The organism is Pseudomonas sp. MM213, from assembly GCF_020423045.1.
GTDB lineage: Bacteria > Pseudomonadota > Gammaproteobacteria > Pseudomonadales > Pseudomonadaceae > Aquipseudomonas > Aquipseudomonas migulae.
Genome location: NZ_CP081943.1, coordinates 1,550,656 through 1,565,089, shown reverse-complemented (window position 1 = coordinate 1,565,089; position 14,434 = coordinate 1,550,656). Strand labels below are relative to the sequence as shown.

Annotated in this window: 14 protein-coding genes; 8 read left to right on the top strand and 6 right to left on the bottom strand. The window is 59.8% G+C overall.

What is annotated here, in order from left to right; genetic code table 11:
* Nucleotides 1-23: 23 nt before the first annotated feature.
* On the top strand, nt 24-2,504 hold the full coding sequence (locus K5R88_RS06960) for a TonB-dependent siderophore receptor (protein ID WP_226299515.1): 2,481 nt from the start codon (nt 24-26) through the stop codon (nt 2,502-2,504).
* Nucleotides 2,505-2,623: 119 nt separating this feature from the next.
* Here the strand turns inward: K5R88_RS06960 and K5R88_RS06955 are convergent, their stop codons facing one another.
* From K5R88_RS06955 to K5R88_RS06945, 3 genes are all read right to left on the bottom strand, one after another.
* Nucleotides 2,624-3,244, bottom strand: a complete 621-nt coding sequence (locus K5R88_RS06955) for a LysE family translocator (protein ID WP_226299514.1) — start codon at nt 3,242-3,244, stop codon at nt 2,624-2,626.
* A 48-nt stretch (nt 3,245-3,292) separates the two neighbouring features.
* A complete protein-coding gene (locus K5R88_RS06950; RefSeq protein ID WP_226299513.1) occupies nt 3,293-3,787 on the bottom strand; it encodes a PaaI family thioesterase in 495 nt (164 codons plus the stop codon).
* 90 nt (nt 3,788-3,877) lie between these two features.
* Nucleotides 3,878-4,282 carry a RidA family protein gene (locus tag K5R88_RS06945; RefSeq protein ID WP_008024112.1) on the bottom strand — a complete coding sequence of 135 codons (405 nt, stop codon included), beginning with the start codon at nt 4,280-4,282 and terminating at the stop codon, nt 3,878-3,880.
* Nucleotides 4,283-4,414: 132 nt separating this feature from the next.
* On the opposite strand from K5R88_RS06945, the gene K5R88_RS06940 reads away from it, so the two are divergent.
* The 3 genes from K5R88_RS06940 (at nt 4,415) to K5R88_RS06930 (ending at nt 7,056) form a co-directional block, all read left to right on the top strand.
* Nucleotides 4,415-5,341 (top strand): LysR family transcriptional regulator, encoded by a 927-nt coding sequence (locus K5R88_RS06940; RefSeq protein ID WP_226299512.1) that lies wholly within the window; start codon nt 4,415-4,417, stop codon nt 5,339-5,341.
* A 136-nt stretch (nt 5,342-5,477) separates the two neighbouring features.
* Complete coding sequence (locus K5R88_RS06935) at nt 5,478-6,146, top strand: ATPase (protein ID WP_226299511.1); 669 nt, start codon at nt 5,478-5,480, stop codon at nt 6,144-6,146.
* Between the two features lie 121 nt (nt 6,147-6,267).
* Nucleotides 6,268-7,056, top strand: coding sequence for a DeoR/GlpR family DNA-binding transcription regulator (locus K5R88_RS06930; RefSeq protein WP_192229311.1), 789 nt, complete (start codon nt 6,268-6,270; stop codon nt 7,054-7,056).
* 18 nt (nt 7,057-7,074) lie between these two features.
* Here K5R88_RS06930 and K5R88_RS06925 read toward each other — a convergent pair whose 3' ends face one another.
* Both K5R88_RS06925 and K5R88_RS06920 read right to left on the bottom strand, forming a co-directional pair.
* A complete protein-coding gene (locus K5R88_RS06925) occupies nt 7,075-7,974 on the bottom strand; it encodes a bestrophin family protein (protein ID WP_207284461.1) in 900 nt (299 codons plus the stop codon).
* Between the two features lie 249 nt (nt 7,975-8,223).
* The gene (locus K5R88_RS06920) at nt 8,224-9,075 is read right to left on the bottom strand and encodes a CAP domain-containing protein (protein WP_226299510.1); all 852 of its coding nucleotides are present in this window, start codon (nt 9,073-9,075) and stop codon (nt 8,224-8,226) included.
* Between the two features lie 200 nt (nt 9,076-9,275).
* Between K5R88_RS06920 and K5R88_RS06915 the strand changes: the two genes are divergently transcribed.
* The 4 genes from K5R88_RS06915 (at nt 9,276) to K5R88_RS06900 (ending at nt 13,164) form a co-directional block, all read left to right on the top strand.
* Nucleotides 9,276-9,896: a cell wall hydrolase gene (locus tag K5R88_RS06915; protein ID WP_226299509.1), complete on the top strand. Its 621-nt coding sequence runs from the start codon at nt 9,276-9,278 to the stop codon at nt 9,894-9,896.
* 107 nt (nt 9,897-10,003) lie between these two features.
* The gene (locus K5R88_RS06910; RefSeq protein ID WP_008024127.1) at nt 10,004-10,939 is read left to right on the top strand and encodes a Ppx/GppA phosphatase family protein; all 936 of its coding nucleotides are present in this window, start codon (nt 10,004-10,006) and stop codon (nt 10,937-10,939) included.
* Nucleotides 10,940-11,116: 177 nt separating this feature from the next.
* Complete coding sequence (locus tag K5R88_RS06905; protein ID WP_226299508.1) at nt 11,117-12,049, top strand: GlxA family transcriptional regulator; 933 nt, start codon at nt 11,117-11,119, stop codon at nt 12,047-12,049.
* A 146-nt stretch (nt 12,050-12,195) separates the two neighbouring features.
* Nucleotides 12,196-13,164, top strand: a complete 969-nt coding sequence (locus tag K5R88_RS06900) for a nitrilase-related carbon-nitrogen hydrolase (protein ID WP_226299507.1) — start codon at nt 12,196-12,198, stop codon at nt 13,162-13,164.
* A 562-nt stretch (nt 13,165-13,726) separates the two neighbouring features.
* Here the strand turns inward: K5R88_RS06900 and K5R88_RS06895 are convergent.
* A complete protein-coding gene (locus tag K5R88_RS06895; protein ID WP_008028132.1) occupies nt 13,727-14,425 on the bottom strand; it encodes a dienelactone hydrolase family protein in 699 nt (232 codons plus the stop codon).
* Between the last annotated feature and the right edge of the window lie 9 nt (nt 14,426-14,434).

Below are 14,434 nucleotides of genomic sequence, written 5' to 3'. Positions count from 1 at the left end.
ATTGTTTTTGGGGGAGGGTAAGCATGTCTCGGGTGTACAAGTCTGATCGTCTGGCGACCGCAGTGACGGTCGGGCTATTGGCGGCAACGACGGCGGGCGTCTGGTCAACGGCAACGCTTGCGGCACAGGTGCCGGTGCAACAGCAGAGCCCGGTGAAATCGTTCAACATTCCCGGCGGCAGCCTGACCGAAGTGCTCAGCCAATTCGCCAGTGCGGCGGGTGCCGCCATTTCCTTTGATGCGCGACAACTCGAAGGGTTGAAATCCCCGGGCCTCAACGGTGCTTTCGGGATCAGCGAAGGGTTTGCGCGGATTCTGGGTGGAAGTGGTCTGCAAGCCGAACCCCAGGCCAACGGTACTTATGTCCTGCGACCAGCCACGGCTGCCGGCGCGGCCCTGGAACTGGGCGCGACCAACATCAATGGGCAAATGCTCGGCGCGACCACCGAAAACAGCGGCTCGTACACCACGGGTGCGGTGACTATCGGCAAGGGTGAGCACTCACTCAGGGAAACGCCGCAGTCGGTCACGGTGATGACGCGCAAGATGCTCGATGACCAGAACCTGAACACCATCGACCAGGTCATGGAAAAGACCCCGGGCATCACCGTCTACGACTCGACCATGGGCGGCAAGTATTTCTATTCGCGCGGGTTCCGCATGTCGGGCCAGTATCAGTACGACGGCGTCCCTCTGGACATGGGCAGCCTCTATGTTCAGGCCGACAGTTTCAGCGGTGACATGGCGTACTACGACCGTGTCGAAATCCTTCGCGGCGCAGCCGGGATGATGAAAGGTTCAGGTGGCACCGCCGGCGGGGTGAACTTCGTGCGCAAACGCGGCCAGACGGCCCCGCACACCGACATCACGCTCTCCGGTGGCAGCTGGGACAACTATCGCGGACAGGTCGACACCGGTGGCCCGCTGAACGAATCCGGCACCCTGCGGGGGCGGGCCGTTGTCGCCGAGCAGAGTCGGCATTACTCGGTAGACGACGCCAGTCGCAAGGATCAGGTGTATTACGGCGCGCTCGACGCTGATGTGAGCCCCGACACGACACTCGGCCTGGGCGTTGCCTATGAAGATGTAGACGCCAACCCTTGCTGGGGTGGCCTGCCGCGTTACCGGGACCGCAGCGATTTGAAACTCAGCCGCTCGACCTGCCTCGATCCCTCGTGGAACACGTGGCGCAGCCAGCGCACCACCGTTTTCAGTGATTTGAATCACCGGTTCAATGATGACTGGAGCTTGAAGGTCGCCAGTGTTTATACAAAAAACACCCAGGACATCAAGTACGCATTCGCCTCCGGCGCCGTGACGCCAGGTACCAATACCACCGGCATGCTGGGCAGCATGTACGATTACGATCAAGTCGATTACGGTCTTGATGCGTACGTGGATGGCAAGTTCAACGCGTTCGGCCAGCAACATGAATTGATCGTGGGCGCCAACGCCAGTCGTTCGAAAAAGGACGACTTCTACTCGGTGGCGTTTCTGAAGCAACGCCAGAATGTGTTCAACCCCGACAAACATATTCCGGAGCCGGATGACAGTTACTTTATTGACAACTCATCTCGCGGCGGGCCGGTCAATTCGGTGACCAAACAGAAGGGCATCTACTCGACACTGCGGTTGAAACTGGCCGATCCGCTGACATTCGTCGTCGGCAGTCGGGTGAGCTGGTACTACTCCGAAACCGACTCCGACTTCATCAACACAGGCACCTCGGAACATTCCAGCGCTACCGAGACCGGGCAGGTGACGCCGTTTGCCGGTGTGCTTCTGGACCTTAACGAGAACCTGACGGCCTATGCCAGCTACTCGGATATCTTTACCCCGCAAGGCAATTTCCGCTCGGAAGACGGATCTGCACTCAAGCCGCTCGTGGGCCAGAGCTATGAGCTGGGGATCAAGGGCGCCTGGTTCGACGGTCGCCTGAACAGTTCCTTCAACTTGTTCCGCACGATCCAGAAAGATCAGGCGCAGACGGACTACAACTCATCCTGTCCTTCATCCGATGGTTACTGCTACGTCAATGCCGGCAAGGTTCGCGCCCAGGGGTTCGAGGCCGAGATCAGCGGTGAAGTCATTGAGCGCCTGCAAGTGCTGGCGGGTTACACCTATACCCAGACCAAAACCCTCGACGACATCGACACCAGCCTGAACGGCGCAGCGTTCAACAGTTATGTGCCTCGGCATGTGCTGCGCATGTGGGGCGATTACGCCCTGAGCGGGTCGCTTGAGCGATTCACGATCGGTGCCGGCGTCAACGCGCAAAGCGATAACTTCCGGGTTTCACCTTCCAGTGGCGAAAAAATCAGCCAGTCAGGTTATGCGGTCTGGAACGGCCGCATCGGTTACCGCATCGACGACACCTGGTCGGTTGCGCTCAACGGCAACAACCTGTTCGACAAGCGCTACTACGCCACCATCGGTACCGAAACCTTCGGCAACTACTACGGTGATCCACGCAACTTTATGGTGTCGGTCAAAGCGAGTTTTTAACGCAGGCCGCGCTGAAAACGACGCATAACCCGTGAACGAAATGCCCGCTTCGCAAGAGGCGGGCATTTTTTTGGGTTCTTCACGCAATCCCGGGAAACACAAAACTGTAGGAGCGCTGTTCACCGCTTGCTGAACGCCAACCGCGCTGCAAACAGAACAAAGATCATGCCCGTCGTGCGGTCCATCCACTTGATGACTTTTTCACGCCGCAGCACCAGGGCGAGTGGTTGTGTAGCGCGAATCAACGTCAACGACCAGATCAAACCGAGCACCACGTGAATGCTGACCAAGCCAAAAGTCCAGGCAATCAGCGAGTGGCCCTGGGGAATGAACTGAGGGAGAAAAGAGACGTAAAAGATGCCGATTTTCGGGTTGAGCACATTCCCCATCATGCCTTTCAGAAACCAGTTGGCCGTTGGTTTTGCGTCCGTTTCGAGGGGCGACAGCGAGCGGCGCGGGCGCAACAGCATGTTCAAGCCCAGCCACGCCAGGTAAGCGGCGCCGCAGTATTTCAGGACGTTGAAGGCCAGTTCCGAGACAGCGATCAACGCGCCCAGACCAAAAGCGACCGCAGCGCCCCACAGGAAGCAGCCGGCATTGATGCCCAATGCCGCGCGGAAGGCCTGTTGTCGGCCGTCCACCGTTGCGGTTCGCAGGATCAATGCGGTATCGAGGCCGGGTGTCAGTGTCAGCAACGTGGCCGCGAAGGTAAAGGCGAGAAGATTGTCGGCGATGGACATGGGCGTGCGCTTCCAAAAGAGGATGCGCGCACGTTATCACGCGGCGACCTATCGGTTGTGCGCGACGTCGGCCAATTGAGCGGTGTCCACGCGAACAAAAGTGGAGTCGCCCACCGCCGTGAGCACGTCCCCGGCGTAGATCTCGCAGATGACCCGGGTCTTGCGCCCGACATCACCTTCGACTTTCGCCCGCAGGGTCAGCGGGACACCCATCGGCGTCGGCTTGATGAACTTGATGCCGAGGTTGCCCGTGACGCAATTGATGCGCGGAAGGCTGACGGGGTCGCGGTTTTCCGCCCGGTAGTGATAGGCCATCGCGGTCCAGTTGGAATGGCAATCCACCAGCATCGCGATCAAACCGCCGTAGACCAGATCCGGCCAGCCGCAATACCTGGCGTCGGGCACGTGCTCGGCGATGACATGCTCGCCGTCTTCATGCCAGTAGCTCTTGACGTGCAGCCCATGCGGGTTGCGGCTGCCACAGCCATAACAAACGCCTTCCGGCGCTGCGGTGTCTTGCAGGGAAATGTCGGGTGTGGACATGCCTGGGTCATCCTCAAAAGTGTGGGCTGAACATTTTCCGATTCTAACGCCGAACGGATAGCCGCGTTCATTCCCTGTGCAGGCTTCAGTTCATTCCTCGGCGGTGTCTGGAAGCCTGGCAATCACCTTGATCTCGAATTGAAAGCCATACAGCCACGTTACGCCGACTCCGGTCAACGTCGGGTGCGGTGCGTTACCCCAGAACTCCGGCACGATCTTCCAGATGGTTTCGAAGGTCGATTCGGGGTCGACGATGAACACGGTGACATCAATCACATCGTCGAAGGTGCAACCGGCCGCCACGAGGATCGCGTTCAAATTGGTGAAGGCGAGCCGCACCTGTTTCTCCAGATCCGGTTCGGGCGATCCATCCTCAGCGCTGCCGACTTGCCCCGAGACGAACAAAAAGCCGTTGGAGCGAATAGCCGGTGAGTAGCGATTGCGCTCATATAGCGCCTGGCGTTTGGCTGGGAAAACAACATCGCGCTGCGTCATGAAAGGCCTCCATCAAGGGCTCTGTGTGAACGATGAAGGGACTGTAAGGACTTGCATCGGGGCGATAAACGAGCAACCTTGGCCAGCACTGTTTGTGATATCCAAACAATCCTATCGATACCTGGGGCTGCAATGGACCGTTTTGATGCAATGCAGGCATTCGCGCGCGTGGTGGAGGCGGGCAGTTTCACCAAGGCGGCCGAAACCCTGCACATGAGCAAGACCACCGTGACCCAACTGGTGCAGCAACTGGAGGCCCGGTTGCGCGTCAAGTTGCTCAACCGCACCACGCGCAAGGTCAACGTCACGGCTGATGGCGCCGTCTATTACGAGCGGGTGTTGCGGCTGCTGGCCGACATGGACGATGCCGAAACCAGCCTGTCCGGTGCGTCGACGTTGCCCAGAGGCCGGCTGCGCGTGGATGTGCCGAGCCCGCTGGCGAGGATGATTCTGGTGCCGGCATTGCCTGCGTTTTATGCGCGATACCCGGACATCCAGATCGACATGGGCGTCAGCGATCGCATCGTCGACATCATCGATGAAAACGTCGATTGCGTGGTGCGCGGCGGCGAGCTGATGGACCAGTCGCTGATGGCCCGGCGTGTCGCTGACCTGCCGCTTGGGGTGTTTGCAGCACCGAGCTATCTGGCTCGCGTCGGCGTGCCTGTGCATCCGCAAGAGCTGGAGGATTCGGATCATCGAGTCGTCGGCTTTTTGTGGGCGCGCACCGGCAAACCGGTGCCCTACGCGATGTACAACGAACGTGAGCGTGTGCAGGTCAAAGGACGTTATGTGCTGGCCGTCGATGATGGCAACGCATTTCTTGCGGCGGGCCTCGCCGGGCTCGGTGTGCTTTGGCTGCCCAAATACATGTCCCGGGACTACGAGGCTCGCGGTGAATTGGTACCGCTGTTCGAGGGCTGGAGTCTCGAGACGATGCCCTTGTATGTGGCCTTCCCGCCGAACCGGCACATCAGCCTGAAGCTGCGCGTGTTTATTGATTGGGTGGTCGAGTTGATGGCGCAGCATGCGCCGGTTGCTGATCGGCCGGGGGCATGAGGCTAGGGGGTAACGGTCCCTTTTGCCGCAACCATTCGTTTGATCAATAACCATCATCAAGAATCGCAAGTTCTGTTTTTTCGCCAAGGGAGGAGGATAGCCACATACCGAATTCGCCACCGAAGGAACCTGCGCGATGAGAATCTCTACCCTGCTGGCCCTTGTCGCTGTCCTGACCGGCAGCGTTGCCGCCACCGTACCGGCATACGCCGCCGAACAGTCCTGCCACTTCCCGCCGGTCGCCGACAGCGCCGCGACGTTGCAACACGCGCAATCAGTGGGCGTGCTCTACAGCGAAAACACTGTCAGCACCCTCGAATACCTTGAGCAGTACCACTCGGTTGCACTGAACGGCGCGAAGAACCCGGAACTGGATTCACGCATCAGCAGCGCCTTCGTCGACAGCTCCGATCCGAAACGGGCGATCAACTGGCTGATGGGGTCGTTGCAGAAAGAGTTTGCCTCGGTGACGGTCTACGACAACCTCGATGCGCTGGTGCAGGCGCACCCGGACGTGGTGGTGATGCTCGACACTTACAGCCGTCTGGTGTCCAAGCGTAACAACCAGGTTGAAGCGCGGTTCATGGCCAAATTCTACGACTCGAACCTGCAATACATCGGCAAGGCCGAGGGCTCGCGCACACAACAAATGCCTTCGGTCTGGGTGCATGGCAAAGCCGCACCGGAGATCGCCGCGCAGATCGATCAGCAAACCGCATTGCAAGTGAATGCACTGAAACAGTTCGACACCTCGTTGAAGGCGCTGGTGACCTCGGGCCATGTGGCTCAGGTCGCGATCAACTGACGCTTCACCGCAATCCTGTAGGAGCCGGCTTGCCGGCGATGGGGCCCCTGAGCCCTGCATCGATTGTGTTTGCACGAAGGTTTGGCTAATCTCGCACAAACCCGCAAACTCAGGCATAAACATGCACGACCATCACTCGGCCGCCGAACTCCCTCATCTGCGCCGGCAGAAAATCCTGCTGATCCTCGAACGTGACGGCAAGGTCATGGCCTCCGAGTTGAGTCAGCATTTCGCCGTTTCGGAAGACACCATCCGCCGCGACCTGTCAGAGTTGGCCACGGCCGGTCTGGTGCAACGCGTGCACGGCGGCGCGCTGCCTCGGCCCAAGGACACGGGCAAGGATTACTTCACGCGGGTCAGCGAAACCGATGAAGTGAAAACCCACCTCGCGCAGCTCGCCGCCAGTCGCGTGGAGAATGGCCAGATCGTGATGTTCGATTCCGGCACCACCACGCTGCAGATCGCGCGTTCGTTGCCTTCGGACATTTCCATCACCGCCATCACGACCTCGCCGATGACCGCCATCACCCTGGCCGAATACAAAGGCATCAAGGTGATTCTGGCAGGCGGGCAACTCAACCTCGCTACGATGTCGGTCAGCGGACACGAGACCTTGCGCTTGTTGCAGGGCATCAAGGCGGATGTGCTGTTCACCGGGGTTTGCGCGATTCATCCGCAAGTCGGCATCAGCTCGTTGCACTTCGATGAGGTGCCGGTGAAACAGGCGCTGCTCGACAGTGCTTCGCAGGTGATCGCCGTCACCACGGCGGACAAACTGGGCGCGGTCGAGCCGTTTGTGGTCGCGCCGTGCAACCGTATCCATACGCTGATCACCGAGCGCCATGTGGCGTCGGGCGATGTCGGGGATTATCGGAAACTGGGGATCGAGGTGGTTCAGGCACAGGCCTGAACCTGTCCCGCTGGTGTTTCAGCTCAACACGAAATCGACGGGTTCAAGGGCCGGGGGAAGTTGTGTTTCACCCAGTGCCGCGAGGATTTCGCGCTCGATGTTGCGCACCATCGCATGGGTCGGCAGATCGTTTTCGTCACGCCCGAACGGGTCCTCCAATTCATCGCCAATCGCATCCAGGCCGAAGAACGTGTAGCTGACGATGGCGGTGAAAACCGGTGTCAACCAGCCCAGCGACTCTGCCATGGCGAAGGGCAGCAAGAGGCAGAAAAGGTAGGTCGTGCGGTGCAGCAGCAGGGTGTAGGCGAAGGGTAGAGGCGTGTGCTTGATCCGTTCGCAGGCCGCTTGCGACCGGCTCAGGCTCGTCAGGTGGTTGGCCATGATCGTGTAGCGAAACTCACTGATGGCTTCGGACTCGCCGAGTGCTGAACATTGCTCACCGACATGGTTGAGAATACGTCCGCTGATGTCCGGCGCGTTGTCGTCCGGCCTCGGCTCAAGCCACTCACCAGCGGCGTCCAGTTCGCGCTTGCCGTGCAATTTTGCGTTCAGCGCGTGGGCGAACCCGCAAAGGTTGCGCAGGATGGTCTGCCGCGCGTGTGCGTCCTTGATCACTTGGGTTTCGCGGATCATCGAGCGGATCGCGACGATCATTTCGCCCCAGGCTTTACGTGCTTCGTACCAGCGGTCGTAACAGGCGTTGTTGCGAAAGCTCATGAAAATCGAGAGCGACAGGCCGAGCAAGGTGAATGGCGTCGCGTTCACTTTGGAGAAGTAGTTGGGGTGCAGGGTTTCCACGAGCACGATGATGGACGCCAGCAGCGTCACCATCAGACAACGCAGCGCAATTTTCCTGGCAATCGAGCCCTTGAGCGAAGTGAGGATGTTGATCAGATTGGGTTTGGGGCGGACGATCATGGTGCTTTGCCTGTGTCGGAGGGCGCTGTTCACGAAATGAGTGCGCGCAGGCTAGAAGCAACGGGCCGGGGCGTCCAATCACTTTAGATGACCAGTTGATTGACAGAGTCTATGACAACGCCAAACGCCGACCTGTATCTGTAGGAGCGAGCCTGCTCGCGATGGACGTTAACGATAACGCGTTGTCCTGAATGAACGCGGCGCCCTGAAGTCCATCGCGAGCAGGCTCGCTCCTACAGGAGATGCGGTTTACGGCGAACCAAACATCACTGTCCAGTAAATCCCCGAATCGCTTTTCGGGTCCACCGCATACGCCGCGCCCAGCTCGTGGTACTGCGGGTTCATCAGGTTCGCGCAGTGGCCGGGGCTGGCGACCCAGCCATCGACGACCTTGCGCACACTGTCTTGCCCGGCGGCGATGTTCTCGCCGATCTGCTGGCCGCTGTAACCCGCCAGTTCTGCCCGGTCACCCGGCGTGCGACCGTCGCGGTCCTTGTGATCGAAGTAATTGTTGTTGGCCATGGACCGCGAGTGCGTCTCGGCGGCTGTCGCCAGTGTGGCGTTCCAGGTCAACGGCGTGGCGGCGGCAAAGGATTGCGTGCCGCACTGACGTGGACGGCTGCGGGCGACGTTGAGTTCGGCGAGCAGCTTCTGGCCTTCCGCCTGCCAGTCGCCCAGGCGCGCACTCAACAATGGACGGGCCACCACGATGCGCCATTCACGGTCCTGGCGGCTCACGCCGATGTCGACGAATTGCGGATCGAGCACGATCTGGCAAAAGCTCTCCTGGATCGCTTTCATCGCCGCCGCCGCATCGCGCGGCCCGGACAGGCTGATCGCCTGCACGTTCTTCATCGGATAATTCGCGGCGACCATGGCCTGTTGCAGATTGCCGATACTGGTGGCGGACAACACCAGCCGTGGATCACCCGCCAGCGGCGGCAGTTCCGACGAGACCTGGCCTGCGCACCGCTGGTTCTGGCTGCGGTAATCGTTGATCGAGTCGATCAGTTGTTTCTCGTCGGCCGCCAGCGCATTCATGGCGAACAACAGCCCCAGCGACAACGTGGCAAGACGCAAAACGGGTGGCAGGACACGCATGGAAATCTCCCTTGTTCGGACTGCGCCCATGATGCGCGATTTCACCCCTGTGAGCGCAATGCCTTTTCACACCGAAATACAGGTTGTCGGCCGTCTGTCGAAATGAAAACGGGCAACTACAATCAAGCGATGTCGCCGGCCAGGGGCGCTCAGCGTCGACAGTTTGTTGCTTGAATCCAGTCCACTCAGAAGGGTCGATCATGCGCTTGATTTGGATAGCGACCTGCTTTGCAATCACGCTACTCGGCGGCCAGGCAGCGGCTACTGAACAGGAACAAAAAAAGGAAACGGCCGAAAACAAGGCCGAAGTGCTGGAACAGAAAGCGGCGGAGAAGGGGGCCGATGTGCCGGTGCCCAAGTCCGAAGCGATTACCACCTCCGAAGTGCAGGCGGTCGACCCGGCAGGCGCGTCGCCGCTGGACGATGCAATCACCTGCCTGGCGCGCTCCATTTATTGGGAAGCCAAGGGCAAGTCCTCCGCCGACATGGAAGCCGTGGCCAGCGTGGTGATGAATCGCCTGGGCCATGAGGGCTTTCCGGACACAGTATGCGCGGTGGTCAAACAAGGTTCTGAAACCAAGAATTGCCAGTTTTCCTGGTGGTGTGACGGGCGTTCCGATCAGGTCCAGGAAGAAACCCAATACACGATCGCCAAGGAAATCGCGCGCAAGGCACTCAACAAGCAACTCAACGACCGCACCCACGGCGCGATGTATTTTCACGACCGCAACGTGAACCCCGATTGGGCCAGCAAATACATCAAGACCACCGAGACCAGCATGTTTCTCTTCTATAAACCCAAGGGCGGAGAGGCCCATTAGCGATGTCATCTGGATGTCATCGAACCCATGTAAAAATTCTTGCAAACCGTCTTGAACGTACAGCGGGCCTGGGTCTGCTGACAGATGAATTTGCAAGGAATACCTCAATGAAAGGAGATGCCTCCCTGTTTGCAGCCATCGACCTGGGTTCCAATGCGTTTCGCATGATGATCGGCCAGTCGGTCAAGCGGAATCAGCAACTGGTGATCCAGGAAGTGAAAACCCTGCGCGAGCCGGTGCGTCTGGCGGAGGGTTTTCAGGGCGGTGCGCTGGACGAAATGGCACTGGATCGCGGATGGCAGGCACTCGCGCGATTCGGCAAAAAGTTACGCGGCTTTGAGCCCGGTCGTGTGCGGGCGGTGGCGACGAGCGCCGTGCGTGAAGCCGACAATGCCCAGTTATTCCTGGCCAGCGCTGAGCGGCATCTGGGTTTTCGCATCGACGTGATCTCCGGGCATGAAGAAGCGCGGCTGGTTTACGCCGGTGTGGCTCACACGGTTCCCGGTACGGAACGCAAACGGCTGGTGATCGACGTCGGTGGCGGCTCCACGGAATTGATCCTCGGGCAGGGCGCGCAGCCGCTGTTGACCGAGAGCATTGCCATCGGTAGCGGCACCTTTGGTGCGCGTTATTTTCAAGGAGGGCGCATCACGGCCCCGGCGCTGCTGGAAGCCGAGCGTGTCGCCACCCTGCAATTCGAACGCGTGGCGCGCCGTTATCGCTCGCTGGGCTGGCAGCAGGTGATCGGCTCATCAGGCACCGCACGGATGCTCGCCAAAGTGCTCAAGGCCAACGGTTTGAACGACGAAGGCCAGAGCGGCATTACCTACAGCGGCCTGTTGCGCCTGTCGCTGCGCCTGCTGGAAGTGGGGCACGTCAATCAACTCAGGCTCGCAGGCCTGCAAAGTCACCGCCTGAGCATCCTGCCCGGCGGACTGGTGCTGATGCTGGCAGCGTTCAAAGTCTTCGGCGTCTCGCACATGACACCGTCCGAGCCCGGTTTGCGGTTCGGTGTACTGCATGGGTTGATGTCCCGGCACTGAGTGCCAGCCGCGATCCCTTCAGAACTTCGCATAGTTCAACGCATCGACCACGGCCTGCGCCTCGTGTTGTCGGCCAACGGCTTTCCGTTAGGTGTAGACCTGATCAGGGCGTACAGTGCAGGTTAGATGGCCTTAAAAGCTATCAAGCCTCCTTTGCGGTCATCAGGAATTGGCGTCATGCACGAGATCGCCCTCATCGTTTACCCCGAATTCCAGGTGCTGGGCCTGGCCATGTGCGCGGCGTTCGAAATGGCCAATGGCGCCGCCGACGAGCCGGTGTACAGCCTCTCCTTGTTGTCGGAACACGGCGGGACGGTGCAGACCTCCGCCGGTTTCGGCGTGGAAACCACCGCGTTCGATCAGCGCTCGTTCGACACGCTGCTGGTAATGGGCGACAACCTGATCCGTCCGGTTTCATCGGGCATGGTGGCGTTTCTGCGCAGCGCCAGTCAGACCTGCCGCCGGGTCGGCTCGATCTGCACTGGTGCCATCGCGCTGGCCGAGGCGGGTCTGCTCGATGGCCGGCGAGCAACCACGCACTGGTGCCATGCACCGGCGCTGCAACGGGCTTACCCGAAAGTGAAGGTGGAGGAGGACCGGATCTTCATCAACGACGGCAACGTCTGGACCGCTGCGGGCATGAGTGCCTGTGTCGATCTTGCATTGGCCCTGGTGGAAAGTGACCTCGGTGCAGAAGTGGCGCGGCGGGTGGCCCGGCAATTGGTGGTGTACCACCGGCGCGCGGGCGGGCAGTCGCAGTTTTCGGTGATGCTTGAACTCGAGCCCAAGACTGACCGCATTCAAGCCGCGTTGACCTATGCCAAGCAGCATTTGAAGTCCGAGTTGTCGGTCGAGGAACTGGCCAGCGCCGCCAACCTCAGCCCGCGACAGTTCAGTCGCGTCTTCCATGCTGAAACCGGTCAGTCTCCTGCCAAGGCCATTGAAAACCTGCGGGTGGAGGCCGCGCGCCTGATGATGGAAACCGGCCGGCACGCCATCGATGTGGTGGCGACAGAGACCGGTTTTGGTGATCGCGAGCGGATGCGCCGGGCGTTTATTCGCGCCTTTGGTCAACCGCCGCAAGTCATCCAGCGTGCGAATCGAGGCTGACTTTGTAGGAGTCGGCTTGCCGGCGATGGCGTCATTGAAATTGCTATCTGCGTGGCTTAAAAGGTGGTGTATTTGGCATTTGAGACAAAATATTATTGGCGTAATCTTGATCTCGTTGAAGCCCATTCCCCACTGAGATCACCGCCATGACCATCGTCAAAGCCGCTGCCGTCCAGATCGCACCTGTGCTCTACAGCCGTGAAGGCACTGTAGAAAAGGTCGTCAACAAGATCCATGAACTCGGCGAGAAAGGCGTGCAGTTCGCCGTTTTCCCGGAAACCATCGTTCCGTACTACCCGTACTTTTCCTTTGTGCAGGCGCCGTTCGAAATGGGTTCCGAGCACTACAAATTGCTCGATCAGGCCGTCGTCGTGCCTTCCGCGACCACCGATGCCATTGGCAAAGCCGCCAAGGACGCCAACATGGTGGTGTCCATCGGCGTCAACGAGCGCGATGGCAGTACCCTGTACAACACGCAATTGCTGTTCGATGCGGACGGCACCCTGATTCAGGCCCGTCGCAAGATTTCGCCGACCTATCATGAGCGCATGATCTGGGGCATGGGTGATGGTTCCGGCCTGCGCGCCACCGACAGCGCTGTTGGCCGCATTGGTCAACTGGCTTGCTGGGAACACTACAATCCGCTGGCGCGTTACGCCTTGATCGAGGATGGCGAACAGATTCACGCCTCGATGTACCCCGGTTCGTTCGCCGGTGAGCGGTTCACCCGCCAGATGGAAGTCAGCATCCGCATGCACGCGCTGGAATCGGCGTGCTTCGTGGTGAACTCGACGGCCTGGTTGTACCCGGATCAGCAGGCGCAAATCATGGCTGACACCGGTTGCGGCATTGGTCCGATTTCCGGCGGTTGCTACACCGCGATCATCGATCCGCAAGGTGAAGTCGTCGGCGCACTGACCGAAGGTGAAGGCGAAGTCATTGCCGACATCGACTTGTTCCAGATCGAAGTGCGCAAGCGTCAGATGGATGGGCGCGGCCACTACAGCCGTCCGGAAATCCTCAGCCTGAACATCGACCGGACACCGCATCGCCATGTGCACGAGCGCAACGCGCAGCCGAAGCTGGCCGACACTGCGCAAGCGGAAGAGTTGTGATTATGGAAGTCATGACGATCAACCGGTAAACGCTTCACCTGTAGGAGCACGGCTTGCCGGCGAAGGCGTCTTTGAAATCGCCATCGTCGGAACGCCGCCCGCAGCAAGCCGGCTCCTACAGGTTTTGCGTCAACCCGCGATCCCGAACACGCCCGAGATTTGTAGGAGCCGGCTTGCTGGCGAAGGCGTCAGTGAAATCGCCATCGCCAGCAAGCCGGCTCCTACAGGTTGTGCGTCAACCCGCGATCCCGAACACACCTGTGATCCGTAGGAGCCGGCTTGCCGGCGATGGCGTCAGTGAAATCGCCATCGCCAGCAAGCTGGCTCCTACAGGTTTTGCGTCAACCCGCGATCCCGAACACACCCGAGATCTGTAGGAGCCAGGCTTGCCAGCGAAGGCGTCGTTGAAATCGCCATCGCCAGCAAGCTGGCTCCTACAGGTTTTGCTTGAACCTGCGATGCCGTACACACCCGAGATCTGTAGGAGCCAGGCTTGCCGGCGAAGGCGTCAGTGAAATCGCCATCACCAGCAAGCCGGACTCCTACCAAAAGCGTGTCGGTCTTAGAGTTCCATGCCCAGGAAGATCAGCGTATTGCCATGGGCTTCAGCCGCGGCACGCTGGTTGTAGCTGTCGCGATGCGAGCAGTTGAAGCCATGCTCGGCTTCCGGGTAAACCACGATTTCAACGTTATCGTTGTTGTCGAAACGCTCGGCGATTTTTTCCACGGCTTCCAGCGGGATGTGGCTGTCCTGTTCACCAAAGTGCATCAGCAGCGGCACTTCGATTTCGTCGGCGCGGTCCAGTTGGTTCTGGATGCCGCCGCCGTAGTAGGCGATCGCCACGTCCACCAGCCCATTGGCAGCGGTGTGGTAGGAGAGCAAGCCGCCGAAGCAGTAGCCGATGGAGGCAATGCCGCCATCCAGACCCGGTTGTGCTTTCAGGGCGTCGATGGCCAGCTCGATGTCTTTCTGTGCTTTGCCGACGTCGGTTGCGTTCATCAATTCGACGGCGCGTTTCCAGCCGGCTTCGTCGTAGGTCAGTTCAATGCGCGGGCCGTTGCGCCAGAACAGGTCCGGTACGATTACCAGGTAGCCGTCGGCGGCATATTGCTCGGCGACCGAGCGGATGTGTTCATTCACACCGAAGATCTCCTGGATCAGCACAATCCCCGGGCCTTTGCGGGTATGCGGAATCGCCAGGTAAGCGCCGAATTTACCTTCAGCGCTGTCGATCTCGATCCATTGGGTGGTCACGCTCATGGTGGCTCC

Coding starts and splice junctions, on each gene's coding strand:
- K5R88_RS06925 (WP_207284461.1), bottom strand. CDS start 7,974: ATGATCGTCCGCCCCAAACCCAATCTGATCAACATCCTCACTTCGCTC.
- K5R88_RS06910 (WP_008024127.1), top strand. CDS start 10,004: ATGAAAGGAGATGCCTCCCTGTTTGCAGCCATCGACCTGGGTTCCAAT.
- K5R88_RS06930 (WP_192229311.1), top strand. CDS start 6,268: ATGCACGACCATCACTCGGCCGCCGAACTCCCTCATCTGCGCCGGCAG.
- K5R88_RS06945 (WP_008024112.1), bottom strand. CDS start 4,282: ATGACGCAGCGCGATGTTGTTTTCCCAGCCAAACGCCAGGCGCTATAT.
- K5R88_RS06955 (WP_226299514.1), bottom strand. CDS start 3,244: ATGTCCATCGCCGACAATCTTCTCGCCTTTACCTTCGCGGCCACGTTG.
- K5R88_RS06920 (WP_226299510.1), bottom strand. CDS start 9,075: ATGCGTGTCCTGCCACCCGTTTTGCGTCTTGCCACGTTGTCGCTGGGG.
- K5R88_RS06940 (WP_226299512.1), top strand. CDS start 4,415: ATGGACCGTTTTGATGCAATGCAGGCATTCGCGCGCGTGGTGGAGGCG.
- K5R88_RS06950 (WP_226299513.1), bottom strand. CDS start 3,787: ATGTCCACACCCGACATTTCCCTGCAAGACACCGCAGCGCCGGAAGGC.
- K5R88_RS06935 (WP_226299511.1), top strand. CDS start 5,478: ATGAGAATCTCTACCCTGCTGGCCCTTGTCGCTGTCCTGACCGGCAGC.
- K5R88_RS06915 (WP_226299509.1), top strand. CDS start 9,276: ATGCGCTTGATTTGGATAGCGACCTGCTTTGCAATCACGCTACTCGGC.
- K5R88_RS06900 (WP_226299507.1), top strand. CDS start 12,196: ATGACCATCGTCAAAGCCGCTGCCGTCCAGATCGCACCTGTGCTCTAC.
- K5R88_RS06960 (WP_226299515.1), top strand. CDS start 24: ATGTCTCGGGTGTACAAGTCTGATCGTCTGGCGACCGCAGTGACGGTC.
- K5R88_RS06895 (WP_008028132.1), bottom strand. CDS start 14,425: ATGAGCGTGACCACCCAATGGATCGAGATCGACAGCGCTGAAGGTAAA.
- K5R88_RS06905 (WP_226299508.1), top strand. CDS start 11,117: ATGCACGAGATCGCCCTCATCGTTTACCCCGAATTCCAGGTGCTGGGC.